This is a genomic window from Fodinicurvata sp. EGI_FJ10296, from assembly GCF_040712075.1.
GTDB lineage: Bacteria > Pseudomonadota > Alphaproteobacteria > DSM-16000 > Inquilinaceae > JBFCVL01.
In genome coordinates this window covers 46,086-71,633 of sequence record NZ_JBFCVL010000007.1, presented here as the reverse complement: position 1 = coordinate 71,633, position 25,548 = coordinate 46,086, and the positions used below count along the sequence as shown (strand labels likewise).

Sequence of the window (25,548 nt, the reverse complement as noted above, 5' to 3'; positions counted from 1 at the left end):
GGATCGGTCAACGGTGTACGACAACATTGCCTGGTCCGTCGGGCGGCGCCCAATCCGCGTCGTCGGGCGTTACGAAGACCTCCCCCCAGGGATGACCGGGACGTATGGTCAGAGAATCGACGATGACCTGGTTGTTCCGGACATGCCCTCCATGGAAGTTGATGTCCGTATCGCTGTCAACGCCGGCCAGAGAATTGCCGTAGCTGGACCACTGGATCGCAAGATGTCGCAATCCGCGTGCGACGAGACCGTCGATCCGGCTGTGATAGGTCCGTGCGAGACGGAAATAGCCGTTGCCACCGGCACCCTTGTTGTAGGCGCCGAACGCTGACACCGCTCGCAGGCGGGCATCGAGAACATTGTCGAGGTTGAAGGGGTGGCGCCCGGCATTGTACACGGTGACATTCTCGATCCGGGGCCGCAATGCGCCCTGGATGGATACGCCGTCGACACGGTTTGTCGGGGCGGTGTTCTCGTATTCCGTTGGATCGGGTTGAAAGCCAGCGTCATAGACTATCGTCAGGTCGCGCAGGATGACGTCTTCGACGAGGTCGATCGGGCAGACCCGAGCCCCGTCAGGAACGTCCAACCCCAAAGGCCGATCCAGTTGGATGAATTTGCTGTCAATAGCATCGGCGATAACCAGAGTTTGCCGGATCATGGGATACTCTTCGTTCCAGACCTGCGAGCCGATCGATTGGAGAAAATCCTCGGTGTTCCTGGCACGGATCGCCAGTGACGACCCGGAGTGCCGAGCGGCCAGGGCCACATCCGTCTCCAGTTGGTCGTCGCTCGAACGTCGATCCCCATGCAGCGCGACACAATTCGACGGCGTTGTATCGCGCATCAGTTGCCCGTGGATTTCGATGACGCCGATGTCGTCTCCTTCGAAATCCGCGTACAGAATGGTCTGCTCTGGCCCTTGTCCGATCAGCGTGGCGTTGTCGTGCTGAAGTCGAAGCGGCGAGGTCAGGCGGTACTCCCTCGCATTGAGGTGTACAGTGCCCCCATTTCGGGTGCGGTCGAGCGCGTCCTGGATTGCTTCTGAATCGGATCCGTCATCAGCTTTGGCGCCGGGAGCAGCCAGCAACAGGAGAACTGCTGCAGTCAGTAGCTGGACGGAAATCCGGCACTGATGCGGTAACCCCATGATTTTCTCCATGAACAGGCCCGTGTTTTTCGAGTGCGTCAGTTCGTCATCAAATCAACCAGCGTCTGGATCGTCGTGTCGCGCGGTGCCTCAAGGTTATCTCGCAGCCAGCTTTCGGCCACTTCTCTATCGACATGATCAACACCACTGAATCTCAGATAGGTCTCGGCCAGATGACCGAAGGCCCCTTCATGTCCCTGGCGCGCAGCATCGGCGAGCAGCGCGATCGCCCGGTGGATTTCTTCGTCGGACGATGTCGCATCAGCGAGGATCGTGCGCGCGATTGCCGACATCGCGCCGCCATGGCCGCGATCGGCGGCCTGCTCAAGATACCAGCTTGCAGCATCAGCATCGGCGGAAATACCGATACCGTCCCGATACGCGATCCCGAGCCGGTAGGCGGCCGATCGCTCGCCAGCCTCGATGGCTCGGTGCAGAAGCGATACGGCAAGGCCGGCGGCGTGGGCGTCTGGTGTCGCCGACAGGATTGACCAGGCCGTTTCGATGCTCTCCGACGTGCGGCCTTCTTCAGAAGCTTGGGCCAGCAGATCGTAACCCCTGTCCAGGTCGTGCGGTGCCTGAAGGATGAGCGACTGGCCGAGCGCTGCTGTGGCGGAGAGGTCCCCCGTCCGGGAGGCGCGCGCCAGCTGGTCGCGGCCCCGTTCCAGCGCATGGCCACTCTCTTCGGAGATCAGGCGCAATCCCTGCTTCGTCAATTCTTCGGCTGCCCCATCTTCTGCCGTCTCAGCCAGCCGTGCCAGTGCTGCTTGCGCGGATTGGTGTCCGCGATTGGCGGCTTCCCGCAACCAATCCTCACCTTCGGATTGTGTGCCTGCGAAGTCGCCGTCAATAATGCCACGGCCAAGGGCAGCCGCGCCGGCGACGTGCCCCCGTACGGCCGCCTTTCGGTAAAGTGCCGCGGCCGCTTCGCCGGACGCGTTCTGGCCGGCACTGAACCACATGGCAGCAATGGACTCGGTGTCGCCTGCTTGATCGAACCAGCGTTCGGCGGCTTCCCTATCGACGGCCACATCGGGCGCACCGTCTCTGTAGGTTCGGGCAAGGGTCAGCATGGCATTGCGGTCACCGCTTTCGGCATATCCGCGAAGCCTGCTGATGGCTTCTTCTGCGGGATAGCGCGAAGCAGGCGTTTCAAGGCTGAGATATGCCAGATCTTCGGCTGCGGACGGATGTCCGGCACTTTCAGCCCGTTCCAGCCATGCCGCTGCCTCGGATGTTTCGCCATGGGGAGGGTGTTCAGCCAGTATGGAGCGCCCCAGCAGGGCCATGGCTGTCGCGTCGCCTCGTTCCGCCGCCCATCTGAGATGCTGCGCGCCGGTCACGGGATCGCGGCCAGTGGCGATCATATCATCCCCGAGCAATCTCGCGGCGCGGGCATCTCCCAAGCTTTTGGCTTCCAGCAGATATCGATCGGCCTCAACGCGGTTTCGTTCGACATGGAGCCCTTGGAGCAGGGCTCCCCCGAGTCGTGTCAGCGCGTATACTCTGGCCGGTGTCGCGGCCTGTCGAAGCAGTCGAAGCCCTTCGGTCGGACGATAGTGATCCGACTGGGGGTCGAGATAGAAATCGGCCAATTCGTAAGCCGCGTCTGCGTCGCCTGCCGCCGCTCGCGTCTGCAAGGCTGAGAGCGCCCGGGCTTGCCACTGCTGCGCCTGAGCGGGAGACGATGGCAACCGGCCATTATCGCCAAGCGCGTCCGACAGGCCGAGCATGGCGCGGGTGTCGCCACGGTCGGCGGCCCGGTTCAAATTCTCCTGGCCTTCGAGGCGCATTTCGACGGCATCTGATTGGATCAATAGAAGTCCCAGGTCCCTCAGTGCCTCAATGCGTCCAGTATCGGCAGCCGCGCGCAGCAGTTCCGTCGCCAGTTGATCATTTCCGTCGATCTCTCCAGTCAGGATCATGTCGGCGAGGTTGTGCTGGGCTCCGGCGCGCACCGAGGATGAAATCGAAGCAGATTCGGCGAACAGCGCCGCGGCACGCTGCGCATCTTGCGTGATGCCACGTCCGAGGCGTAGCGCCCTTGCCAGGCCATATTGGCCGTGCGGCACGCCGTTTCGGGCAAGTTCGGTCCATATCATACTGGCCTGATCGAAGTGACCTTCGTCCCACAGACGTTGCGCTTCGTCTCGCAAGGCCTCTGACGCGGCGCTCAATCGATACTGGCGCGCGGGTTCGAGCATCTGCAGTTCCGATGCCGCAACCCCGGCTTCCACCAGCCCGTGCCGCTTCTCGGAAGGCAGGCCGCATGCGCCGAGAAATATCAATAGAAGGGTGGATGCCAATTTGATCCGGAACTGTGTGGTCATAGATTTCATGGAGGAGCCATTAACTTTAATAAAAACTGAATATGTGTTATTTTTTTATCCGATTACTGAATATTATTTTCGTTTTCATATGTGAATTGTGATTCTGGATCCATGAAATATAAAGTCACATTACCAATCATGCTTCTGTTAAATAGAGGTCTATTTGTCATGATTAACTCTTCTAAGAATTCATTTTCAAAATGAAATAAATAAATTTCAATCCAAGCTAAATATCTTTCATTTCGTATGAAAGAAAAGTTATTGTCCGTATTTTGGTCAAAATTATTATGATGATTATCATATATCGAGCTTATAGTGTATTCGTAAATACGCATAATATTATTATTATCTACGTACAAATCAAATGCTGAGTAACCTTGGCGTTCGATCAAATGTGCGATTGGTGTAAGGTATAGAAGGGAGTAATTATGGTAATGAAACGCGCGATCTCCCCTAGCCAATTCGAGCGGAAGAGATCCGTCCGGCTCCATTTGGGACAAGGCGGAATATAATGTGCTAACCCCGAATTGAAAAAGCGCGTTGTCGTCCACCAATATGCCGATGGCGGTGCTGTATAATCCCCGACGATAGAGACGATGATTGCAACAGGAGCCGTCGGCGCGACCTGCTATGTTTCTATGACGGCGAGCACTTCTGGCCAACCATTCCTCTATTACAGTCGCCTTGCTGGAAGCGATCGGGTGCACCTGCCTTACCAGTGAATAATTCAACGCAGCTGCGAACAGGCTCGCTTCAGTCACGTACCAGGCCTGCGGACTCTCCGGAGCGTAGTAAAAGTTTTCAAAGGCGCCACTTTCGGCCAACCGAAACAGCAGATCAACGAGGCAGTCGGCATAGTACGGATCCCCGCTTGCCACAAACGCTCCGGCGAGGTCGCTGACCGTCTCTTCGAAGATCGAAAGGGGTTGCGAGAGTTCCTGCAGCAAGTCCGGGTCGGGGTAGTAATTGGGCAGACGTATCTGAAAATCCAATGCCGGGATGGCTGCGGCGCGCTGGCAGTTGGTGCGAAGGACCAGTTCATCGGCCGTATTCCGTAGCAGGTAATTGTCCGTTCGCCGCAGGAGATCCATCCGCTCAGCGACATTCATGAACGAAGCATCCGGGTCGGTCACGACATAGCCGGAAAGATCAAGCCGGGCGCGTTCTTCCGTCGTCATTCCCGAAGCAATTCCCACCCATAACGCGACGAAGCAGGTGATACAGGCGGCGATGCCGGAATGATGGTCGGGCCCCATATTCTCTCTTCCACACATTGCCTACTATCGGACTCGGGTCAGGGAACAAAAATGTCCTGTCGGCGGGAGGGCGTGGCCGGCGACTCAGGTTCGCCGAAAAGTCCGGCAATCCGGGTCCATTGTTCGCGGACGAATCCGGATGTTGCGCTAGCAGCAGCGCCCAGAGCTTGCCCGACCGATCCATTCCTGAGGATGACGACGTCCACCGGGCGGCCAATTTCGGCCGTGGAAATGGGAGTGTCGGCAACGATCGTGACGTGAGCTATGCTTTCATCATGCGAAACCCAGTCGGGAAAGCCCATGCGGGGCGAGCCGACACGGTCGAAATCGATGCCGACAACCCGTCCTGAAAGGGGGGCGGTCTGGTTGGGAAGATAGATCCTGGCCTGTTGCTGAGGAGCAATGCGTTCGGTTGCCGAAATCGGGACAATGGCTTCAATCAGAAGGTTGCTCGAATTCGCGTCAGCCAGGCGAAGCAGCTCTTCACCTTGATTCACCCAACTGCCGCCCGGCAGCACCCATCGTACCAGGCAGGCGCAAGGTGCGGTGAGGGTGTTTGCCGCCTGGCGCAGTCTCAGCGCCGCGACCCGAGACTGTTCATAGTCTCTGGAAATCCGGAATGCCTCAAGTCTTTCCCGAGCTTCGGAGCGATTCAATTGCTCGAAGCGTCCGGGGGAGGAAAGGTCCACCGAGGCCGGATCGAGCGCAGAAATCATTGACGCGCCATTGCTATCGCCTGAGTTCAGCCGAGCCTCAAGATTCTCCGCCAAACGGCTATTGAACTCGAGGGCCGCATCGGAGAGGGCGATGCGGCTGTCCAGGTCGCTGTCGACGATGCGCATTAGCGGATCGTCCCGACTGACGGTTTGACCGGGCTCCAGTTGATGGTCCGAAATCAAGCCGGCAGCAGGTGCTCGCACGGCGATCGCTGGTGCCGTTACAGTTGCGAATTCAGCGCTTACTGTCATGACGCGCCCGTAGACACTGCTGGCGATCGCGATCAGGAGGAATACTACGATGAACCCGGTTGCAGAATATCCCGCGATACTAGTGAGCGAGCGGTTTTTCGTCGTTTCAACGCGAATGGCGTGTCGCCGCGGGGGCGCTTGTTCATCCTCGCTAACGACAGCCTGCTCGATCTCCAGTCGATGCCCTGAAAGATGGGTGCGGATCAATCGCTGGAAGGTTTCCTTTTGGCCAGCCTCCACAAAAGTAATCAAATAGCCGGCTTGGCTGCCTTCAGCATCGCGCCACACCGATCTGGCCGAAACGACGATGGCGACATGAAAGCCATTCAGGACAAAGCGGATCTCGCTAAGCCCGTCCTCGGGGAACTGTCCGTTCTTGTCCGCCTGGACGCAGAAACCGCCGATTGAAACATCCTGACCGACAAATGCGTGTCCGCCTTGAACGACGACAATCGGCGGTGCAATACGAACGAATTGACGCACTTCACGTTTGACGTGATTAAATTGAGCGCTAGATTCGTCCATAAACCATCACCTCGGTCAGTGGTGGGCCCTGGGCAGGTACTTGCCGGGCTCGTCTGCATTCAGAGAGAAAATCAGGGTAGCTGGTCGACCGTTGACGGGGCGGATATCAGTGTGGCGTTGATTACAGTAACGACGCTGTTGTCGCCCAGGGCGATCCGGCATGACTGCGTCCCATGTTCACAGTATTGCCGCACGACCTCGCCACCCGGTTCTTCGGGTGACGGCGCTGATGAGGCAGACATATCGACGACGGAATCACGGCCCTGACCCACAAATGCTGCCGTTCCGGTGAACGCAATGGCGTCGAGAGTGATCTGGCCGATATGCAACGTGTCGTTGGCCAATTCGATCGACGCGCCCCTTCCGCTCCGTCTGATGATCGGAGCGATCCACCAATCGTCATTCAACCCGGATTCCGTCTCGAAACTCATGGACGCCATCGCCGAGCGATCCAGTGGCGCCGGCAGTATCTGAAGCAGCAACAGTGCGCCGTAGACAAAGGCTGCCAATCCGCCGCAATGAAGAATGAGCGACACGCGGTGCGGCCAGTTCCGGCCCGAAGGCGCCGAAGCATGGCCTGCGGTGATGCCCTGGCGTGTCCAGCTTTGCTGATTGCGGCGAAAGCTGACGTATCCTTTGATCAAGGCGCCGACGACCTGACCGTAATAAAGAAGGACTGGCCAATAAAAGCTCATGCGTCCACGTTGGGCGCCGAGGATCAGGCTGGCTGTCAGACGTGTCATCATGACCCAGAACACGTAAAACAGCAGGAACGACGGTCTGATGAAGATGGTCAGCAGTATTGCGACCGTCGGGCCGATCAGTCCCGTCCAGACTGACAATCGTTGATCGACGATGCACCACCAGATGAACAGGCCCATCGGGCGGGGACCGAGCGCGATTGCCCGTCCATTCGTGCGAAGCATGTTGCCGTACCATCGGCGCATGAGGCTGGTCGATGACGCGACAAACCGCCTCGGTTCCGGCAGCTTTTCAAAGCCATGAACTTCGACATCCGGCAAATAGAGCATCTTCCAGCCCCGCCGAAGCAGCCAGTACCAGGTTGATTTGTCGTCACCACTCAGGAACTGGAGCCGTCCGAAGCGCCAATGATCGACATAATCGGCTTCAATCTGTTCGATGAAGCTGCGATCCGTCGCAAGATCGCCCCTTATCACGCTGTATCGGCCGGTGAGAACGAGGACGCGCTCGGAAAGAGCCATGGAGCACATTAGCATGTGACGTTGAGCGTATCGCAGATCGTACCACTCGCGCGTTACGGGGCCGCCATCGACGATCGCTCGATTGTTTACCGTGAGGGCACCGAGCTGGGGGTCATGAAAATAGGGGATTGATCTGTTCAATGTGTTCGGAGTGAGAAGGATATCTCCATCCATGAACACGACCAGAGAGTCTTTCTGCGGGATCGTTCTTGAAATGGCGCGCAGCACTTCGGCCATGGCAGAGCGCTTTCCGTCACCACGCTGAAACATGTAGCGGATCTTCAGCCAACTCGGAGGATTCGATTGCTCAATGATGTTCGAGAGTATATCGACATCAGATCTGTCGCTCACAGAAGCATAAATCGTCGTTGGTATATTGCAGCTAATGCAATTTTCTATGATTGATGAATATACTTGGCACGTGTGTATGGGATCGATTCGATATGACGTAACCAGGATAAATATTTCTTTCGGAGTGTGATTATTATGTAGCGCTTTCCTCTTTATATTCGGAAACGTGTGAATTCGATATATGACAGAGCGAACAAGATGAATAAGCCACCAGCTATATCGCCATATACCTATTGCACCGATCACAAAGATGAAGATCTGAGATTCTGGATCGAAGGTGCCTGGTGGAAGATGAATAGCAACTAATATTGCAATAGATATGTATATAATACCGAATAATATATTATGAAGAGGAGGCGCGAAAGTCGGATTGACTTTCACGGTTTTTTCCTTTGCACGATGTATCGAGGCACTTTCGCTCATTCGCATCCCGGCGCTCTTCGCGAGGTGGCCAATTCGCCAGGCAAAGACAATATCAATTAAAAGAAATTAAAATACGCACGATTGTAGGTAAATGTCAACAGCGATGTGCGCATCATCAATCTTGCAGCCTCCGGAGAAACGCCAGCACTCGCTCTAGCGCCCCATACTGATAAATGTCGTTGTGGCCGGCGCCGGGGATGATTTCCAGCGACTTGGGGTCGGACGCCGCATCGAACAGGCGCCATCCCAGTTCCGTCGGGACGATCGTGTCGGCATCGCCGTGAACGACGAGCAACGGGGCGTCGATCTCACGGATCGGGCCAAGATTGTCGAACCTGTCGGTCATCAGCAGCCGGACGGGAAAGATCGGATAGTGCCGGGCGGCGACATCGACGGCCGAGGTGAATGGCGAAATCAGAATGACGGCGGCGACCGGCCGTTCCGAAGCCAGGCGCACGGCCACGCCCGATCCGAGCGACTCGCCCATCAGGGCGGTACTCTCGGCACTGACGCCGCGCTCGGCCAGAACGTCAAGCAGCGCGCGACCATCGGCCAGCAGACCCGGCTCGCCGGGCGACCCCGGATTGCCGCCATAGCCCCGGTAGCCGGCCAGAACGACGCCATAGCCGGCCTCGGCCAGTGCCTTGGCGATGAAGGCGCGGTGGGAAATATTGCCCGCATTGCCCTGAAACAGGACGATTGTCGGCCGCTCATCATCAAGTGCCGGTACGTGCCACGAGATCAGTTCCAGCCCGTCACTTGTCCGGGCGGTCAGGAGGTTGGCCCGGGGCAATCCGACGTCGGCCGGCGCCGGCAGATTGCCAATCGGCATATACATCATCTGCCTCTGGCACCCGAAAAGGCCACCCAGTAGCAGCAGATAGACGGCGAGTGCGCCGAGGGCGATGGTGGTCACGGTGCGCATGACCCTCACGCTGACAGAATTACGGTCGACCCATCCGAAACAGCAATTCTGTCCAAGACGCGGGCGGCCGATCCCGCATAGGATGCCGCCATGATGCCTGGTTCACAAGCCTCCGTACTGGACACCAGTTGCCTGTCGCGCGACGAGGCGGCCACGCTGTGGCGCGTGCCCCGGCATAACGGCCTGGAGTGCCTGCGGGCCAGCTTCCGGCGCCATCGCTATGCGCCCCATACCCACGAAACCTATGTCATCGGCGTCATCACCCATGGGTGCGAGACCTTCCGGTGCCGTGGTGTCCGGCACTATGCTGGTCCCGGCGCACTGACCATCGTCAACCCGGAGGAGGTGCATGACGGCGAGCCGGCCGATACGGGCTATGTCTACCGAATGACCTATCCGGACCGCGCCCTGATCGCCGATATCGCGTCGGAGGTCTTCGCGCGGCGCGTCGATACTCCCTATTGCGACGGGCCATTGTTCGACGACCCGGAACTGGCGGCGGCATTCGTCGCCGCCCATCGCGCGGCCGAGGATGCCGGTACCCCGACACTGGAGGCCGACAGCCGGCTGATCGGCGTCTACGGCGACGTGCTCCGGCGCTACGGCCATATCGGATCGGCCATTCCCGTCGGCCGGGAGCCCATGGCGATCCGTCGGGCGCGCGACTATATCCACGAGCACATGGCATCGGACATCGATCTGGGCGATCTGGCGGCGGTCGCGGGGTTGACGCGCTATCATCTGATCCGCGCCTTCAAAGCCCATGTCGGGTTGACGCCCCATGCCTATCTGCTCGACCTTCGGGTCCGGACGGCCCGCCGGTTGTTGCGCCATGGCGCCGACCTGGCCGACGCCGCGACCGCCTGCGGATTCTACGACCAGAGCCACCTCAACAGGGCGTTCAAGGCCCGGGTCGGCGTCACGCCCGGCCGCTATCGGCCGAGTGCATAGCGACCGCCAAACCTTTTCCAAAGCGCCAGACAGAACGGGTATCGCAATGACGACGAATGACAGCACGCGCGACTTCGGCGAGGCGGCCGGATTGATGCTGCCGGTCGCACTCGGCGTCGCACCTTTTGGGCTGCTGCTGGGCAGCGTGGCGGCAGACAAGGGATTGACGCTGGTCGACGTGCTTGCGATGTCGGGCCTGGTCTTTGCCGGATCGTCGCAGTTCGTGGCGGTTTCGCTGTGGAACGACCCCCTGCCGTGGCTGGGCATTGCGGCGTCGGTTCTGCTGGTCAATGCCCGCCATGTGCTGATGGGGGCATCGCTGGCGCGGTCGCTGCAAACCGTCCCGCGGCGTCATCGGCTGATCGCGGCGTTCTTCATGGCCGACGAGATCTGGGCGCTGGCCGAGCGGCGCGCGCGGTCCGGCCGGTTGAGCCTGTCCTATTATTTCGGGCTTGCCGTCGTGCTTTATACCAGTTGGCTGCTGTTCACCGGGCTGGGCACGGCAATCGGGGCTGTCATCGCCGATCCGGCCGCGCTTGGCTTCGACTTTGCCTTTACCGCCATCTTTATCGCGCTGATCGTGTCGTTCGTCGGTTCGGCGTCGGCGGTTCTGCCGGTCGTTGCCAGCGCGGTTGCGGCAACGGTGGTGCATCTGTTGGTGCCGGGAGCGCTGTCAATTCTGGCCGGCGCGATGGCCGGCATTGCCGTGGCCATGATCGCGCCGGCCGGGAGCGAGGAATATGCGCCCGCCGCTGGCGCGGAGGAGGAAAGGGCATGAACGCGACATTGCTGCTGATCGCCATCATGGCGGCCGTTACATATGCGACCCGCGTCATCGGATTCGTGGCGCTGGACGGCTTTCGACCGCGCGGCCGATTGGCGGCGGGGCTGGAGGCGGTCCCGGCGGCCGTCCTGACCGCCGTTGTCGCGCCGGCGGTGCTGCTGGGCGGGCCGGCGGAGATGATCGCCGCCGCTCTTGCCGCGCTGGCGGCCCTGCGCCTGCCGATCATCGCCGTCGTGGCGATCGGCGTTGTCGCGGTGGTCGCATTGCGCGCGGTACTGGGGTAGCCCGCACTTACGGGGCCGCCGCGCACTGGATAGTCGATCCGTCCCGCTCGTCGACGATCGTGAAGCCGGGGCCGGTCATCGTGGATGCAGGGATTTCGAAACACGCGCTGCCACCGCCGCCGGTCGTTGTGTCGGACCCAAGACGGTTGCCGCTGCCGGAGAAGTCGCCGGTTCCCAGGACGAAGCCGCTGAACCCGAAGGATTCGCTCAGCCGGTTGTCGGCAACGGTAACGTTATCTGCCCTGTGACCGACAAGGATGCCCGAGCCGAAGATGGTCGAGATCCGGTTGCCGGCTATCGAGACGTCGTCGCTATCCCAGCCGATCTCGATACCGGCATTGCCGTCGGCGCGGTCGATCGCGTTATCGGCGACGGTGACGCCGACGGCATCGTTGCCGACGCGCACACCCGACCCGCCGATCGGTCCGATCCGGTTTTCGCGCACCGTGATGTCGCTGACATCATGGCCGAACGAGACAGCGTGCGAGCCGATCATATCGATCGTATTGCCGCTGATCGTGATGCCGCTGACATCCGAGGCGACATCGATGCCGCCAAACCCGTTGTTGACCCTGTTGCCGGTGACGATGGTTTCGGTTGTCGCCTCTGCGATCGAGATACCGGCGCCGCCATATCGGCTGACGGTGTTGTCGCGCACGGTGATGCCGTTGTTCGCTTGTGCAATCTGGATGCCGTTGCCGACAACGTCGGTGACGGTGTTGTCGGCGATCACGGCGTCCCTGATTTCCGGATTGAGCGCGATGCCGCCGTCGCCGGTCCTCGACACCGTGTTGCCGGTGATTGTCACGGACCGGCTGTATGGGTTGACCCAGATTCCCTGCCGCCCGGTATCGCTGACAGTGTTGTCGGCGATCGTCAGCGAGCGGCTGTTCAGATTGGCAAAGATGCCGGACTGGCCGGTATCGCGAACGGTGTTACCCGCGACGGTGACGCGGGATGTCTCCGATCCGATGAATATCCCGTTGGTCCCGGCGCCGGTCACGGTGTTGTTGCGCAGGCGTATGTCGGAGGACCGGTTGCCGACGGAGATACCGTAATCGCCTGAGGATATGATGTCGTTGTCGGTGACCCGCACCGTCGTTCTGCCTTCCGGAATGACGATGCCGTCGGCAGAGCCGTCGCCGACGATGCGAACGCCGTCGATCGTCGTCCGCGAGGCGGCAACGATCCCTGGATTTCCTTGCGTGGCCCGGATCGTCGGCCGGGTGCCCGGTACTGTAAGGACGAACCGCTGGCCGTCGTCCGCGCCCATGACTTCGATGTCGTATGCACCGCCGAGCAGCCGCTGGCCTTCTCGCAGGGTGATGTTCCCGTCATAGGGATTGTTCTCGCCGGAGGCCACGATGGTCTGACGGTCACCGCTCTCGACGGCGTTCTTCAGGTCCGCGCCGTTGCCCCGGACAATGGCCACATGGCCGAAGCTTTCGCCGTCGCCGTCGAGCGCCTCTTCCCGCTCGGTCCGGGTGGCTGTGTTCGTTGTCGTCTGTGACGGAGCGGCACCGGTGACGATATCGACGTCGCGGATGACGCGATCGGTCATACGCCGCTCTTGCGTTGTCGACTGGCGACGGTCGGTGCCGGCCTCCTGCAGGGGAAGACGCAGTCGCACGCCGGCGAAATGCTGGCCGCCCCGGACGTCGTCGCCCTGGCTTTCCACGCCGGCGGTCAGCCGGCTGCCGGTGCCGAGGCCGGGCACATCGTGCCATGTCAATTCGGCGCGGCCCCGTGGACCGGTGACAGCATCGGTGCCGGACGCGTCGAAATGATAGCCGCCAGCGTAAACCCTGAGGTCGAGACCGCTTTCGGGCGCGGTGATCGGCAGACGATAACCGATTTCCGCGTCGACGCCGGACAGCGCCCGCTCGCGCCGTTCCACGATGGTTGTCTGGTCGCGGTGCTGTGTTTCCAGCAGCAGGCGGCTGTCGTCAACGACCAGGCCGGCATCGACCAGCCGCGTCGCGGTGGTGGTAGAGCGGCCGCTGGTCTGGGTGGTGTTGCCGAACGGCAGATAGGCGTTGACCCGCAGATCCCAGTCGGCGCTTAGCGCCTCGACCCCCAGCGTCGCCTGGGTGAACGTGTTGTCGTTGGGCGAGTTGCGGATATCGGCAAAGCCATAGGCGCCCAGGTTCCAGCCATTGTCCAGCATGTGCCGGACCCCGAGACCGAAATTGCCTTCCTGTGAGTCCCTGTCATCGAATGCCGCCCTGATATTGCCGAACAGCAGCGAACGGTCCGTTTGGACCAGCGGAACGAAGAGATCAATGTCGCCATATGAACGGGACGAGCCGAACCGGCCGCCGATCTCCACCGAGGGGCCCCATATTGGCGTGTCGGCCAGTGCGGGGGGTGCGGGCGCGACGATGCCTGCTGCGAAGGCCCCACAGCACGCAACAACCAGTGATAATGCCGATGTCGATTTGACGCTCGTCATGGTCGTCTCCCGCTGAAATCATTCGAATGCATTATTAATATTAAATAAATAAATTTGAATAGTAATTTTATCAAGCCGCAGCGTCCCGGCCGTTGCGGTCGCCGATCGGATTTCCCTTGAGCGTGATCCAGCCTTGGGTCATACGCGGTGGCGACCGGTTTTGTAGGGATTGGGGCGAAATCTATCGCTCCGTCGCGGGCGGTCGGATTCCGTGAGCGGCGCTGAGGAGAAAAACGTGACGGCAACGGTAACGGTCGTGTGCATGAAATGGGGGACTGCCTATTCGTCCCGGTATGTCAACATTCTGCGGGCAATGACGGCCCGCCACCTGGCGCGTCCTCACCGATTTGTCTGCCTCACCGACGACACGGCAGGTCTTCATCCGGAGATCGAGACGTTCGCGATTCCAGACGTTCCGCTGCCGCCCCACAAGAAAGACAGGCCGTGGCGCAAGCTGGCGCTTTTCGCGCCCGGTGTTGCCGATCTGGCGGGGCCGTGCCTGTATCTGGACCTGGATGTCGTCGTCGTCGATGCCCTCGACCCGTTCTTCGACGTTCCGGGCGACGTCGTGATCATCGAGAACTGGACCCAGCGGGGCCAGGGCATTGGCAACAGCAGCGTGTTCCGATGGGTGGCGGGTGCGCACGACAGTATATACAATGACTTCCGCAAGGATCCCGACGGGATCATCAGGGACGTGCCGAATGAGCAGACCTATCTTTCGCACCAGGTGGCCGCTGCCGGACACCGACTGGCATTCTGGCCCGACGCCTGGGTCCGCAGCTTCAAATACCACTGCCGGCCGGTCTTTCCATTGAACTGGGTCCGCGCGCCGCGAAAGCCCGAAGGGGCCAGGGTCATTGCCTTTCACGGGCGGCCGAACCCACCGGACACAGCGACCCACGGACCTCTCCATCCGAAGAAGTATTTTCGCCCGGCGCCCTGGGTCGCCGATCACTGGAAAGAATAGGCGGTATTTTTGCCATCACCGTCACAGAGAGGAGGCCTGGCCGCGAATGTTTCGATCTGCACGCTGTGTTGCGAGTGCGGGGATGGCGATTGCAGGGCTGGTCGTGGCTTCGCTGCTGTTCCCGCTGGACGCCGAAGCCGACTCCTCCGTTGCCGGGCCCTGCGCGGCGGTCTCGCACGAGGGCAACGCCTATACGGTCTGCACAATCGATCCGGAGCGCTATGAACTGCGGCTGTTCTGGGACGATCCTGCCGGCGAGCCCTATCGCTGGTTCCGCGATCTGCCCCGAATTTCCAGCGGCGGCAGGATCGCGTTCGCGATGAATGCGGGCATGTATGACGGCGATCTGGCGCCGGTCGGCCTTTACGTCGCGAACGGGCAGGAACGCAAATCGCTCAATACCAATGACGGTCCAGGCAATTTTCACCTGTTGCCCAACGGCGTGTTCTTCATCGCCGATGGCCGCGCCGGCGTGATGGAGACCGAGCGGTTTGCGCGAGAAGCGCCGGCCGTCGATCTGGCCACGCAATCAGGGCCGATGCTGGTCATCGACGGAGAAATTCACCCTCGGTTCATTCCCGGCGGCACATCGCGCAAACGCCGCAACGGCGTCGGCGTCACGGACGATGGCGAAGTCGTATTCGCCATATCCGACGGCTTTGTGAATTTCTGGGATTTCGGGCGGCTATTCCGGGATCGGCTGGGGACCGACAATGCCCTGTTTCTGGACGGTTCGATGTCCAGTCTTTACGCTCCGGCCATGGGCCGCGAGGATCGGCGCCGGCCCATGGGCCCGATCATCGCTGCGTATGAGGGCGGCTGACCCCCGGCAGGTCTGTCAGTGCTTGCGCAACACCAACTGCTGCTGATCCCGGAACGCCCAGCACCCCGCCAGGATGATGGGAATGGAAGCCAGATCTGACCACAGTCCGGGATACATCAACAAGATGGCGCCGGCGCCCGTGACAAGGCGGCGCCACCAGCTAATGGGCCCTTTCCACCAGCCGGTCGTGGTGATGCCGAGCGCATAAACGCCGAGCCCGCCGGTAATGACGGCCAGGCCGATGTCGAGCGGTTCACCGATCAGCAGCAATTCCGGCCCATAAACGAAAAGGAATGGGACGATCACCTTCGCCAAACCGATCATGAACGATTCGACCGATGTCTCCAGCGGCTTCGATCCGGCGATCGCCGCTGCTGCGTAAGAAGCCAGCGCCACCGGCGGCGTGATCGCGGACACCAGCCCGTAATAGAAGATGAACAGATGCGCGGCGATCATCGGAACGCCCATCTGAACCAGGGCGGGGGCAACGAGAACGGCCAGCAAAAGATAGACACCGACTGTCGGCAAGCCCATGCCCAGAACGATCGAAGTAAGCGCCGTCAGGACCAACGCGACAAACAGGTATCCGCCGCTGGCGTCGACGATGAGCCCCGAAAGTTTGAGCCCCAGGCCGGTCAGGGTCAGGATTCCGATCACAATTCCCGCACAGGCGCAGGCAACCGCGACCGGCAGGATATTCACCGCCGCATCATGGCAGGTTTCGACCAGTTTCGACGGCGTAAGGCGGGTGTCTTTCGAGAACAGCGAGAGCGCAAACGCGATGGCGATCGCATAGAACCCCGCCCGATAAGGCGTATATCCGTCGATCAGGAAGTAAATCAGAATTGGAATGGGCAAGAGCATGTAGCCCTTGCTCGTCAGCAATTTCCAGAAATCCGGGATCTCGTCTGCGGAAACCGGCTGCACATTGTACTTGGCAGCGTCGAAGTGCACAGCCGCGAAGATCGCACCGAAGAACAGGAGTGCCGGTACGAGGGCGTGGGCGGTGATTTCGATATAGGGAATGCCGGTAAAACTGACCATCAGGAACGCGGCGGCGCCCATGATCGGCGGCATGATCTGACCGCCGGACGAAGCGGCGGCTTCAATGGCGGCGGCCGTCTGTGGCTTGTAGCCGGCCCTTTTCATCAAGGGGATGGTAAAGGTGCCGGTGCTGGCGACATTGGCCACGGCGCTGCCGTTGATGGAGCCGAACATGGCACTCGACAACACGGCAACATAGGCGGGGCCGCCCGCGTATTTGCCGGTCAGGGCATGGCCCAGACCGATGAAGATGTCGCCCATGCCCGTCTTCTGCAACAGGGCGCCGAACAGGACAAAGACGAAAATATAGGTGGCCGATGACCCGACGGGCGTGCCCAGCACGCCTTCGGTGGTCAGGAACAGGTGAGAAACGACCCGGGACACGGAGTAGCCGGTATGCCCGATGGATTCCGGCAGAAGATGACCGAGAAAGGCATAGGACAGCGCCGTCAGAGCAATGATGACCAAGGGCCATCCGATGACCATCCTGGTTGCAATCAGCACGGCGACGATCGTGATCGTGCCGAGAATGACCTGCCGGTCCGTGACCAGACCGGCGGTCATGATGATTTCATTGAAGTTCAGACCGATATAGAAACTCGGCAGCGTAATCGCGACGCCCAGGGCGAGAAACAATATAGACTTGAAAAGGCCCGCGCGGGAGGCGGCGAGCAGAAACAGAAATCCGCAGATTGCACTCAGATGGACGATTCGCTGCTGAAGGGCCGTGTAAGGACCGTAGTAGGCCGTATACAGGTGGAACAGCGCCATTCCGACGACCAGCACGCCCAGCGCGAACTTGAATGCAAGACCAATAGCGCCGGCCTTTTGGTCTGGCGCGTTGAGACCGTACATAGTCGTCATTGTGGCATTCCGCTATGAACAATGGAGTCAGGGCGCTCCCGACCGCCGCTGCCCGATCGTTCACGGGTCAGCGGCGGCGTGGATCGTCAGGTTTCGCCGGTCAGTCGAGGACGCCGACTTCCTGGTAGTATTGTTCGGCACCCGGCGCCAGGGCGATCGGAACATCGATCGCCGTTTCGGGGTTGATCATGTTCGCGGCAGGGTGAATGGCGCGCAGATCTTCGACATTCTCGAAGAGGGCCTTCGTCATGCCATAGATCATGTCCTGATCGGCGTTCTCGTTCGCAAACAGCACGTTCCAGATGTTCAGGGTGACCACTTCCGTGTCCTGCCCCTCATAAGTATTGGCTGGAATTGTGCCACGCGGATAGTAGGGATGGTCTTCGCCCACGGCCTCGATGGCCGCTTCATCAAGGTCAAGGATCACGATATCTGCCGTCGTCGACAAATCGATGATGGTGGGTGTTGGAAAGCCGGCCAGAACGACACTTGCGTCGAGATTTCTGTCCTTCATCGATTCGGTCGCTTCGGTGAAGTCCAGGTATTCGTACTGGATGTCGTCGGCGATGCCGTGTGCGTCGAAGACGATATCGGCCATTACCCGCGTCGCGCCACCCGGAGGTCCAACGGCGACACGCTTGCCGGCGAGATCGCTGACGGAGTCGATGCCTGAATCTTCACGAACGACGAGGTGAAAAGTGCTGGGATAGAGGGAGGCCAGAGCCTGCAGCGGATAGCTTTCGTTGAAGCCTTCCGTGCCCATCGTGGCAAAATAGACCGTGTTGGCATTGCCGATGCCCAGGGTCATCTCGCCATTACCAACGCGGCGGGAGTTTTCAATCGAAGCCCCCGTGACTTCGGCCGTGGCGCTCAGGCCCTCGATCTCGTCCGAGAAAATTTCCGCCATGCCGCCGCCGAGCGGATAGTAGACGCCCCCGGTGCTGCCGGTGCCAATGGTAATCCGATCCTGGGCTGATGCGACACTGCCGGTCAACGCGAATGCCGCGCCGATGCCTGCGATGACGATCGACTTTGAGATATCTGCGGTTCTCATAATGCGATGATCCCCCCTCGGGATATTTTTTGGAAATTGGAAACGGCTGGATTAGCCGAGAAATCGTTGTATACAGGCGCATCCGCAGAATGTAAAATATTAATAGCCAGTTGCCATTAACTGAAATTGAAAATTGACGATATGCCATCCACAACGAAACCAATGTGCGAACCGCCTCTGGTGAGCGATCGCAAGCCAGCCGCATCGATCCCGCAGGGCGGATGGGACTGCCATTGCCATCTCTTCGGACCGCTGACGGAATATCCTGCTGCGGAGAGCGCCACGCATACCGCCCCGACCGCAACCGTCGCCGATTATCGATCGCTGCTGGACCGGCTGGGCCTCGCGAAAGGCGTCGTGGTCACATCCACCGTCTATGGCACGGACAACCGTCTTCTGATCGAATCTCTACAGGCCGCCGGTGACTGGCTTCGCGGAGTGGCGGTTATCGACAACTCGGTTACCGACGCCGAGTTGGACATCATGCACCGGGCTGGCGTGCGCGCCTTTCGCATCAATCTGATCTATCGTTCACGCGGGGAACAGTTTCGTGGCGGCGTCGGGCACGAGGCGCTGCGGCCACTTGCCGAACGGACGGCGGCGCTGGGCTGGCATGCCCAGCTTTGGTGCGATTCCAGTGATCTTCCGGAATTGCGGGCAGAGCTGGGTGCATTGCCGCTTCCCTGCGTGATCGATCACTTTGGCCGGACGCCGACGAAACGCGGTATCGACGATCCGGGCTTCGAGACCTTGCGCGCGATGCTGGCCGAGGGGGAGGCCTACGCAAAAATTTCCGGCGCGTATCGGATTTCCGATGAATACCCCCGATATGGCGATGTGAAGCCTTTTGCGCAGGCCCTGATCTCAGCCGCTCCGGACAGATTGGTTTGGGGCACCGATTGGCCGCATCCGAATTGCAAATCGTCGATGCCCGACGACGCCGACCTTCTGGAAATACTGGCCGAGTGGTGCGACGGGGATCAGGCCCTGCTGCGCAAGATACTCGTTGAGACACCCCAGAAACTCTATGGGTGACGCAATCCGGTTGTCACCAGCCTGAGGTTATCCCGGCGCTCCTTTTTCGAGCCGTATCGACAGGAACAGTCATGACCGATGCCGTCCAATCCTTTGCGTTGACCGATTACACGCCGCGCCAACGCTATAAATTGTTGTCCAGTCTGGTGGTGCCCCGGCCGATCGCGCTTGTCGGGACGATCGGCCCGGACGGCACGAACAATGCCGCACCGTATTCCTTCTTCAATGTCGTGTCGGAAGATCCGCCGCTGGTCGTCCTGGGGCTACAGATCAGCCCCGCGGGTCAGCGCAAGGATACGGCTGTCAACATCGCCCGAACCGGCGAGTTCGTGATCAATCTGGTCGATGACGCCCTCGCGCAGGCCATGAATATCTGTGCGATCGATATGCCGCCGGACGAAAGCGAGATCGACGCTGCCGGTCTGACCCTGGCCCAAAGCGTGTCGATCGCCCCGAAGCGGATCGTGGAATCACCCGCGGCGCTTGAGTGTCGCGAGGTCAAGACTCTGAAATTCAGTGAGCGCCGGGACATCGTCATCGGTGAGGTGTCGCATATTCACGTCAGGGACAAGCTGATCGATCCGGAGACGCTGGGACTCGACCTCGATCACTACGATCCCCTGGGCCGCCTTTTCGCCGGCTTCTACTCGCGACAATCCGATCGTTTCGAGATGCCACGAATCAGTGTTGAAGAATGGAAATCGCGGACGTAGGGCGGCTGACCTATAGCCGTCCCAGCGCGGCTTCGACAGTCGGCTTCAGCATCAGGCCGTCGACCGTCTCGAACGCGATGTCCGATGTGCCGAGATAGGCCTGCTGGTTCTGCGCTGTCCAGTCGTTGGTTGCGATGCGATAGCTGGCCGAGGGATCGATGTCGATCTCGCGCGCATGAACGAAATCGCCGGTACGCTGATCAAGGTTTGACGCCCGGTGCTGGTTGGCCATCGTCATGATCGCCGCCAGTCGTTCGCCGGTGACCGTCGCGGTCCTGATCTCGCCGTCGAACCGAACGAAGGCGTCGAAGTCGTAACGGGTGACGTCACCGGCCGGAAGTCCCGTTCCGAAGGTCGTATGACCTAGGAATGCCACATCCGCTTCGACCGCCGAGCGGACGGCGTCAGTCGCGAACAGGATGCTTTCGGCCAGATCGCGCGGCCGTGAAAGCTCAGCGATCACCGCGCGGTCCTCGTCGGTCAGATGTTCGGCCAGTATCGCGCGGATCGTGGCGTCCAGATCTTCGTCCCGTGGGCGATCAGCCGTCATCGGCACTGTGTCGACGCTGAACTCCGGGCCGGACGACCTCCGCCGGATGCCCACCACCGTGACCGTATTGCCCCACGAGCCGCCGTGGAAATAGCGGGTGCCGTCACCCTCGTGATCCAGCATCAGATGGTCGTGCCCGCCGATGATCAGTGTTCCCGCGCTCAGATCCTGCAGGGTCGCGCGGTCGGCAACGACGCCGGCATGACTCAGGATCACGGGAACATCGACGCCGGCCATGGCGTCGCCAAGCGCGGCGCGGGCGAAATCGACCGGATCAAGCAGTCCGAGCGTGTCGCGAACGGCCTCGCGATAAACAAATGGGTTGGTGGCGGCGAGGCCAATGAACCCGAGACGCTGTCCGCCGATATCGAGTTGGGCCGTCGACGGGGCGAACAGGCGGCCCGTGCGGCGGTCGAGAATGTTGGAAACAACGACGGCCCCGGTGGCCTCGGCCCTTGCCACGAATGATGCCATGTCATCGATGATCGCCGTTTCGTGGTTGCCGAGATTGATGATCAAGGGCGCAATTCCGGTAAGTGCCTCGACGAATTGCCAGTCGGCGGCCGCTTCGGAGCGCAGGGCCGCCACATTGCCGCGTTCGAAAATGTCGCCATTGATCGTGATCGCCATCGGCGTGTCGGGGCTCTCCGCGCGAAGGTCGCGGATTGTCTGCAGAACCGCCGGCAGATTGCGATAGGGCGAATGCAGATCGGCCAGCGAGACAAGCAGAAAATCGGCCTGCGCCGTCGACGCCAGCAGCGGTGCGCCGATGCCGAAGGCAAGCGGCGAAACGGCGAGTCCCTGCAGCAGATGGCGGCGGGAGACTGAAAAAGTCACGGGGCAACGGCGCATGGCGATCGGGCCTTCCGGTGAGTAATCGAGACACCCGACGTCGGACGTGTCGGCATCTGGAATACTACCGGCATTTCCGGCGTCGTGAAGGGGCAACCTGCATCTGCCGCGGTGCTTTCGTCCTCCGATAGCCAACCGGTGGGTTCATTTCTGGCCGCCAAGGCAGTATCCTGATGACAGACTATCCTGAAAGCGCCGCGCAAGACGGCGGGGGAGTGGGGCGGTGCGGCATTTGCATTCAACGGGACTTTCGCTACTGAGCGGCTTTGCATTGCTGACGAGCCTGCCGGCCTATGCCGACGAAATCGGCGCGTCGGATATCGTGACCTTCCTGAGCGGCATGGGAAGCGACCCGTTCGCGCCGCCGCAAAACATGATGGTCTGGCGCGCCAACATCGCCGGTATCGAGCATACCGGCCACGCCGCTTACCTCGATTTGCCAGCCATGGCACCTGGTCTGCAAGGCGATGAGGCGCTGCCCCGGATAATACTGTCCATGGATCCGATGGGATGGGACAACCCGATGGGTGGATTCCTGGGCGGATTGGCGGGCGCGCTGACGCCTGGCGACCTGGCCGGTTTGCCCGATATCCTGTCGCTGTCGGAGTCGGCCATCGTGATCGCCGTGAACATGCCCGGCGAACTGACCCAAACTCGTCTGCCGGTCGTCATGGCCGAACCGCCGCCGCCGAACTCGGCGTTCGTGGCGTTCTACTCGCCGCTGAACACGCAGGAGCACTATGCCGGGCACGCCACCCAGGGCGAGGTGGTGATCACGAATGTCGACGGCGGCTTGCGCGGGCAGTTCGCCGCGCCGATGCGCTATGGCCTGTACGACGAGAACGACCGCGACATGTCCGGGCTCATTGCCGGCGAATTCTGCCAGGTCGGCATGGACGCCATGCAACGCGCCATCGAGGAGGGTCGTGATGTTGCATGGGGCTCGGTGCCCTGTCTGTATCAGGACGACACGCCGCTGCAGGTGATTGATAACCAGCCACGGCACGGCCGCGAGAACGTCCTTCCGGACCGGGCGACGCTTCACGTGGCTTTCTCGACGCCGGTCGCCCGTGCCGAAGTCGAGGAGCATCTGGAAGTCTTTACCCGCGATCCGGCTGGCGATCGCATGGTTGCCGATGGGACGATCGAGCGAACCGGGCGGCGGTCGTTCGAATTCATTCCGGATCCGGCGCTCGAAGTCGGAGCCATCTACGAGGCCCGGATCACCGGCGGCGATGAGGGTATCGAGAATCGGGCGGGGAACACGTTGGCAGCCGACTTCTGGTGGCGGTTCTCCACGCTGATCGACCTTGAAACCGCCGAGATGGAGGTGTCGTTCTATCAGACGATGCGTGATGCGCCGCTCGTGCGGACAAAACCGACGCTGAGCCGTGTCTTCCTGGATTGGCAGGAACGCCCCGATATCCACCCGGATTGGCAGCCTCTGAGCTTCCCGGCCACCATCCGTCCGTGGAATCAACGTGACGGCTGGATGTATCCGGCCGATTTCGACCGCGTATTTCGCATCGAACGCCCCGACCAGCACACGCCGATCGACCGGCGTATGGCGTTCAACACCAGCAATCTTTTCGACTGGCGGCCAACCCAGGCGCGTGGGGAGGTCGAGGTCGAAGTCGAACTTGAACCACACGATCCGTATCCCGATGATGATGCGCCGCCCATCATGGAGGACGACTTCCGCATTGCCATGTGGCCCTACGAGCCGCGGACCGTGTCAATGGCCTGGTATCTGTTGCCGGTCGGACCCTGGGCGGGGGGCGTACCGGCGGACGAACGCGTCGCCGCAGGGCAGACCGTCTGGCGGGCAAGCGAGTTCGCGACACAGACAATGCCGATCCTGGGGATGAATACCGTTGGCGGCAGCGTGCTGGAGACCAGCCGGGTCAGCGATGAGGGCGAGCCGATCGATACCATCGTGGACACACTCATGGCGCTGCAATGGGAGGTCATCGATCGGGGCGTTGCGGAGATACTGCTATTGCTCACGCCGCTGGACTGGCACCCGTACGGATCGTCGATTTCCGCTGCGGGGGCCGATGCGCAATGGTTTGAAGTCGAGGATCCCGGCGCCGAGGGCCTGCGGTGGCTGGGGTCTGTCATTCAGGCACCGATCAGTCCTGCTTTGAGCGACTCCTCGGCCCTGACGCACGAGATCGGCCACGGTTTCGGACTGGGCCACACGCCGGACACGGAATGCGGTGTGTCCGCCTGGCTGACACCGGGGGCCGAACCATCGGACATCGAAGGCTTTCGGATCTCGCTTGGCGGCAGGTTCGGATGGAACAAGTCATACCGGGATGGCAATGCCGAGCGTCCGGGCCGCCTGCATTCGCTGATGCATCCCTGTGCCCGCCCGACCGCAGAGACATTCATGCGCTATCACGACTATCATACGCTTCAATCGGTCCCGTACCTGCGCCGGTTCGCGTCCCTGGGCGGGACCCGCCAGGGCGGCTTCGGCGATGACCGAATCGACTATGCGACGCCGTCGCCGGATATGATCGTGGCCCGGATGCCGGAAACCGATGTCGGGACCTGGCTGCGTGTTATCGGCAGGCTTGATCCCGACGGCGGGGCGCGGATCGACACCGTCCGGCCCGTGCCGCGGGGGTATACGACGCCCGAGGGTGCGCTGACGGCGCTGCTGCGCGACGCCGAGGGTACGGTGGTAGAACGCGTATCCTTCGGCCCCATCGGCGATGTCGAGGGTGCCGAGCCCGCTGACCCGGCGACCTGGCCGCTGTTCACGGCAGTTCTTCCCGGTAACGCCGACGCCCGGCGCCTTGAAATCCGGCGCGGCGACGAACTTCTTGCTGCGCGCGACCGACGCGCTGCGCCACCTGAACTGACCGTCGAGGGTCTGCAACCGCAGGAGACGCTGGACGGACCGGCGCTCTTGACCTGGTCTGTGGCCAGCGACGCCGAGGCCACCTATACGGTGCTGTTCAGTCCCGACGGTCGGGCGCCATGGCGGTTCCTGGCCGTGGGTCGCGACCGGACGGAGCTGTCTCTCGATCCCGCCGATCTGACACCCGGACCGGCGCCGACACTGCGTATCATCGCTAATGACGGCTTTAACGAGACCCGCACCGATATCGAAATCGTCGTGGTTCGGGAACCGGAACCGTCATTGACGCGCCCTGTCTCGGGTACAACGGCAAGTGACATGGTGGAAGTGCAGGCGGTGTTCGACGTGGCGATGGATTCTGACAGTTTCATCGGCCGGTTTGATCTGCATGACGCCGATGGACAAGCCGTCGATGCAGGCGTCCGGTATGAACCGACCTTGCGGGCCGTCCTGCTGACACCCGAAGAACGTCTCGAACCGGATGCCGACTATACCGCGACGTTGCGCGCCGGGGTGGCCGACGCCTTCGGCAACCGCCTTGAGACCGACATATCGTGGGAATTCCGGACCGGGGCGGCGTTGCCTGTGCGGGAACATCATGACGTGTTCGAGACACTGCCCGGGGGTCCGCCGCCGACGCCGGGTCGTGGGCGATCCAGCGTCGAACCGCCGGACCCGGACCGCCGCCACGCGGATGCCACGTCCCGCCCCGCCGAAGTGCCTGAGCAGGGCGAGGGACCGTCGCCGCACGACGGCGTGCTCGTATTGGAAGGTCGGACACTTGCCTTTGTCGTCGACCAATGCCTGTTGGAGGCGGCAACGCTGGGGCTGACCGAAATCCGGGGTACGGGGACCGATCCGGACACCGGTGAAACGTTTCAGGTCACGGCGCAGCGGGTGGATATGAGCGGCGGTCTGATGGATTCAGTGACAGTGCGGCTAGGCGGCGATCAGCTCCAGGCGCTGCGAACCCGGTCCAACGGGCAGTGGCGAGACCGGGCAGGCGGCGAGGCGGGGCCGCTACTGGTGGCCGAAGACGGGCGCTTCGCGGCGGCCGGGCTGATGGCCGAACAAGGGCAGGTCGCGCAGGGGCAGGCCGGGACGCGGCCGTTTTCTCTGACGGCGCATTGTCAATAGCACTTGCGGCGCCAT

General features: G+C 61.2%; 18 protein-coding genes. 8 read left to right on the top strand and 10 right to left on the bottom strand.

The features are described from left to right. Positions 1-7: 7 nt before the first annotated feature. From ABZ728_RS16150 to ABZ728_RS16125, 6 genes are all read right to left on the bottom strand, one after another. Positions 8-1,150, bottom strand: a complete 1,143-nt coding sequence (locus tag ABZ728_RS16150; RefSeq protein WP_366657270.1) for a hypothetical protein — start codon at positions 1,148-1,150, stop codon at positions 8-10. Positions 1,151-1,188: 38 nt separating this feature from the next. Beyond that, positions 1,189-3,480 carry a hypothetical protein gene (locus tag ABZ728_RS16145; protein ID WP_366657269.1) on the bottom strand — a complete coding sequence of 764 codons (2,292 nt, stop codon included), beginning with the start codon at positions 3,478-3,480 and terminating at the stop codon, positions 1,189-1,191. Positions 3,481-3,542: 62 nt separating this feature from the next. After that, a complete protein-coding gene (locus tag ABZ728_RS16140; protein WP_366657268.1) occupies positions 3,543-4,658 on the bottom strand; it encodes an alginate lyase family protein in 1,116 nt (371 codons plus the stop codon). A gap of 116 nt (positions 4,659-4,774) precedes the next feature. Beyond that, the gene (locus ABZ728_RS16135) at positions 4,775-6,229 is read right to left on the bottom strand and encodes an HlyD family efflux transporter periplasmic adaptor subunit (RefSeq protein ID WP_366657267.1); all 1,455 of its coding nucleotides are present in this window, start codon (positions 6,227-6,229) and stop codon (positions 4,775-4,777) included. Between the two features lie 71 nt (positions 6,230-6,300). After that, a complete protein-coding gene (locus ABZ728_RS16130; protein WP_366657266.1) occupies positions 6,301-8,226 on the bottom strand; it encodes a glycosyltransferase in 1,926 nt (641 codons plus the stop codon). Positions 8,227-8,341: 115 nt separating this feature from the next. Continuing rightward, positions 8,342-9,151 (bottom strand): alpha/beta hydrolase, encoded by an 810-nt coding sequence (locus ABZ728_RS16125; RefSeq protein ID WP_366657265.1) that lies wholly within the window; start codon positions 9,149-9,151, stop codon positions 8,342-8,344. 90 nt (positions 9,152-9,241) lie between these two features. Between ABZ728_RS16125 and ABZ728_RS16120 the strand changes: the two genes are divergently transcribed. From ABZ728_RS16120 to ABZ728_RS16110, 3 genes are read left to right on the top strand one after another with little or no spacing between them, the layout of a single operon-like run. After that, positions 9,242-10,102, top strand: coding sequence for an AraC family transcriptional regulator (locus ABZ728_RS16120; protein WP_366657264.1), 861 nt, complete (start codon positions 9,242-9,244; stop codon positions 10,100-10,102). A 46-nt stretch (positions 10,103-10,148) separates the two neighbouring features. After that, entirely contained in the window at positions 10,149-10,880 is a 732-nt protein-coding gene (locus tag ABZ728_RS16115; protein ID WP_366657263.1) for an AzlC family ABC transporter permease, read from the top strand. Then, positions 10,877-11,170, top strand: coding sequence for an AzlD domain-containing protein (locus tag ABZ728_RS16110; RefSeq protein ID WP_366657262.1), 294 nt, complete (start codon positions 10,877-10,879; stop codon positions 11,168-11,170). The genes ABZ728_RS16115 and ABZ728_RS16110 overlap by 4 nt, the downstream gene beginning before the upstream one ends. A 7-nt stretch (positions 11,171-11,177) precedes the next feature. Here the strand turns inward: ABZ728_RS16110 and ABZ728_RS16105 are convergent, their stop codons facing one another. Continuing rightward, positions 11,178-13,622 carry a right-handed parallel beta-helix repeat-containing protein gene (locus tag ABZ728_RS16105; RefSeq protein WP_366657261.1) on the bottom strand — a complete coding sequence of 815 codons (2,445 nt, stop codon included), beginning with the start codon at positions 13,620-13,622 and terminating at the stop codon, positions 11,178-11,180. A 235-nt stretch (positions 13,623-13,857) separates the two neighbouring features. On the opposite strand from ABZ728_RS16105, the gene ABZ728_RS16100 reads away from it, so the two are divergent. Further along, the gene (locus ABZ728_RS16100; protein ID WP_366657260.1) at positions 13,858-14,592 is read left to right on the top strand and encodes a glycosyltransferase; all 735 of its coding nucleotides are present in this window, start codon (positions 13,858-13,860) and stop codon (positions 14,590-14,592) included. Between the two features lie 82 nt (positions 14,593-14,674). Further along, complete coding sequence (locus ABZ728_RS16095) at positions 14,675-15,415, top strand: phosphodiester glycosidase family protein (protein ID WP_366657259.1); 741 nt, start codon at positions 14,675-14,677, stop codon at positions 15,413-15,415. Positions 15,416-15,430: 15 nt separating this feature from the next. On the opposite strand, the gene ABZ728_RS16090 is transcribed toward ABZ728_RS16095, so the two are convergent. Both ABZ728_RS16090 and ABZ728_RS16085 read right to left on the bottom strand, forming a co-directional pair. Continuing rightward, positions 15,431-17,323 carry a TRAP transporter permease gene (locus ABZ728_RS16090; RefSeq protein WP_366657258.1) on the bottom strand — a complete coding sequence of 631 codons (1,893 nt, stop codon included), beginning with the start codon at positions 17,321-17,323 and terminating at the stop codon, positions 15,431-15,433. 100 nt (positions 17,324-17,423) lie between these two features. Continuing rightward, positions 17,424-18,377: a TAXI family TRAP transporter solute-binding subunit gene (locus ABZ728_RS16085; RefSeq protein WP_366657257.1), complete on the bottom strand. Its 954-nt coding sequence runs from the start codon at positions 18,375-18,377 to the stop codon at positions 17,424-17,426. A 180-nt stretch (positions 18,378-18,557) separates the two neighbouring features. On the opposite strand from ABZ728_RS16085, the gene ABZ728_RS16080 reads away from it, so the two are divergent. Together ABZ728_RS16080 and ABZ728_RS16075 are read left to right on the top strand one after the other, a co-directional pair. Next, a complete protein-coding gene (locus tag ABZ728_RS16080) occupies positions 18,558-19,412 on the top strand; it encodes an amidohydrolase family protein (protein ID WP_366657256.1) in 855 nt (284 codons plus the stop codon). A gap of 71 nt (positions 19,413-19,483) precedes the next feature. After that, the gene (locus ABZ728_RS16075) at positions 19,484-20,125 is read left to right on the top strand and encodes a flavin reductase family protein (RefSeq protein ID WP_366657255.1); all 642 of its coding nucleotides are present in this window, start codon (positions 19,484-19,486) and stop codon (positions 20,123-20,125) included. A gap of 10 nt (positions 20,126-20,135) precedes the next feature. On the opposite strand, the gene ABZ728_RS16070 is transcribed toward ABZ728_RS16075, so the two are convergent. After that, positions 20,136-21,527 (bottom strand): 5'-nucleotidase C-terminal domain-containing protein, encoded by a 1,392-nt coding sequence (locus tag ABZ728_RS16070; protein ID WP_366657254.1) that lies wholly within the window; start codon positions 21,525-21,527, stop codon positions 20,136-20,138. 223 nt (positions 21,528-21,750) lie between these two features. Here ABZ728_RS16070 and ABZ728_RS16065 point away from each other — a divergent pair, with 223 nt between their 5' ends. Continuing rightward, on the top strand, positions 21,751-25,533 hold the full coding sequence (locus ABZ728_RS16065) for an Ig-like domain-containing protein (protein ID WP_366657253.1): 3,783 nt from the start codon (positions 21,751-21,753) through the stop codon (positions 25,531-25,533). The last annotated feature ends 15 nt before the right edge of the window (positions 25,534-25,548 follow it).

Coding starts and splice junctions, on each gene's coding strand:
- ABZ728_RS16150 (WP_366657270.1), bottom strand. CDS start 1,150: ATGGGGTTACCGCATCAGTGCCGGATTTCCGTCCAGCTACTGACTGCA.
- ABZ728_RS16145 (WP_366657269.1), bottom strand. CDS start 3,480: ATGACCACACAGTTCCGGATCAAATTGGCATCCACCCTTCTATTGATA.
- ABZ728_RS16140 (WP_366657268.1), bottom strand. CDS start 4,658: ATGACGACGGAAGAACGCGCCCGGCTTGATCTTTCCGGCTATGTCGTG.
- ABZ728_RS16135 (WP_366657267.1), bottom strand. CDS start 6,229: ATGGACGAATCTAGCGCTCAATTTAATCACGTCAAACGTGAAGTGCGT.
- ABZ728_RS16130 (WP_366657266.1), bottom strand. CDS start 8,226: ATGAGCGAAAGTGCCTCGATACATCGTGCAAAGGAAAAAACCGTGAAA.
- ABZ728_RS16125 (WP_366657265.1), bottom strand. CDS start 9,151: ATGCGCACCGTGACCACCATCGCCCTCGGCGCACTCGCCGTCTATCTG.
- ABZ728_RS16120 (WP_366657264.1), top strand. CDS start 9,242: ATGATGCCTGGTTCACAAGCCTCCGTACTGGACACCAGTTGCCTGTCG.
- ABZ728_RS16115 (WP_366657263.1), top strand. CDS start 10,149: ATGACGACGAATGACAGCACGCGCGACTTCGGCGAGGCGGCCGGATTG.
- ABZ728_RS16110 (WP_366657262.1), top strand. CDS start 10,877: ATGAACGCGACATTGCTGCTGATCGCCATCATGGCGGCCGTTACATAT.
- ABZ728_RS16105 (WP_366657261.1), bottom strand. CDS start 13,622: ATGACGAGCGTCAAATCGACATCGGCATTATCACTGGTTGTTGCGTGC.
- ABZ728_RS16095 (WP_366657259.1), top strand. CDS start 14,675: ATGGCGATTGCAGGGCTGGTCGTGGCTTCGCTGCTGTTCCCGCTGGAC.
- ABZ728_RS16090 (WP_366657258.1), bottom strand. CDS start 17,323: ATGACGACTATGTACGGTCTCAACGCGCCAGACCAAAAGGCCGGCGCT.
- ABZ728_RS16085 (WP_366657257.1), bottom strand. CDS start 18,377: ATGAGAACCGCAGATATCTCAAAGTCGATCGTCATCGCAGGCATCGGC.
- ABZ728_RS16075 (WP_366657255.1), top strand. CDS start 19,484: ATGACCGATGCCGTCCAATCCTTTGCGTTGACCGATTACACGCCGCGC.
- ABZ728_RS16070 (WP_366657254.1), bottom strand. CDS start 21,527: ATGCGCCGTTGCCCCGTGACTTTTTCAGTCTCCCGCCGCCATCTGCTG.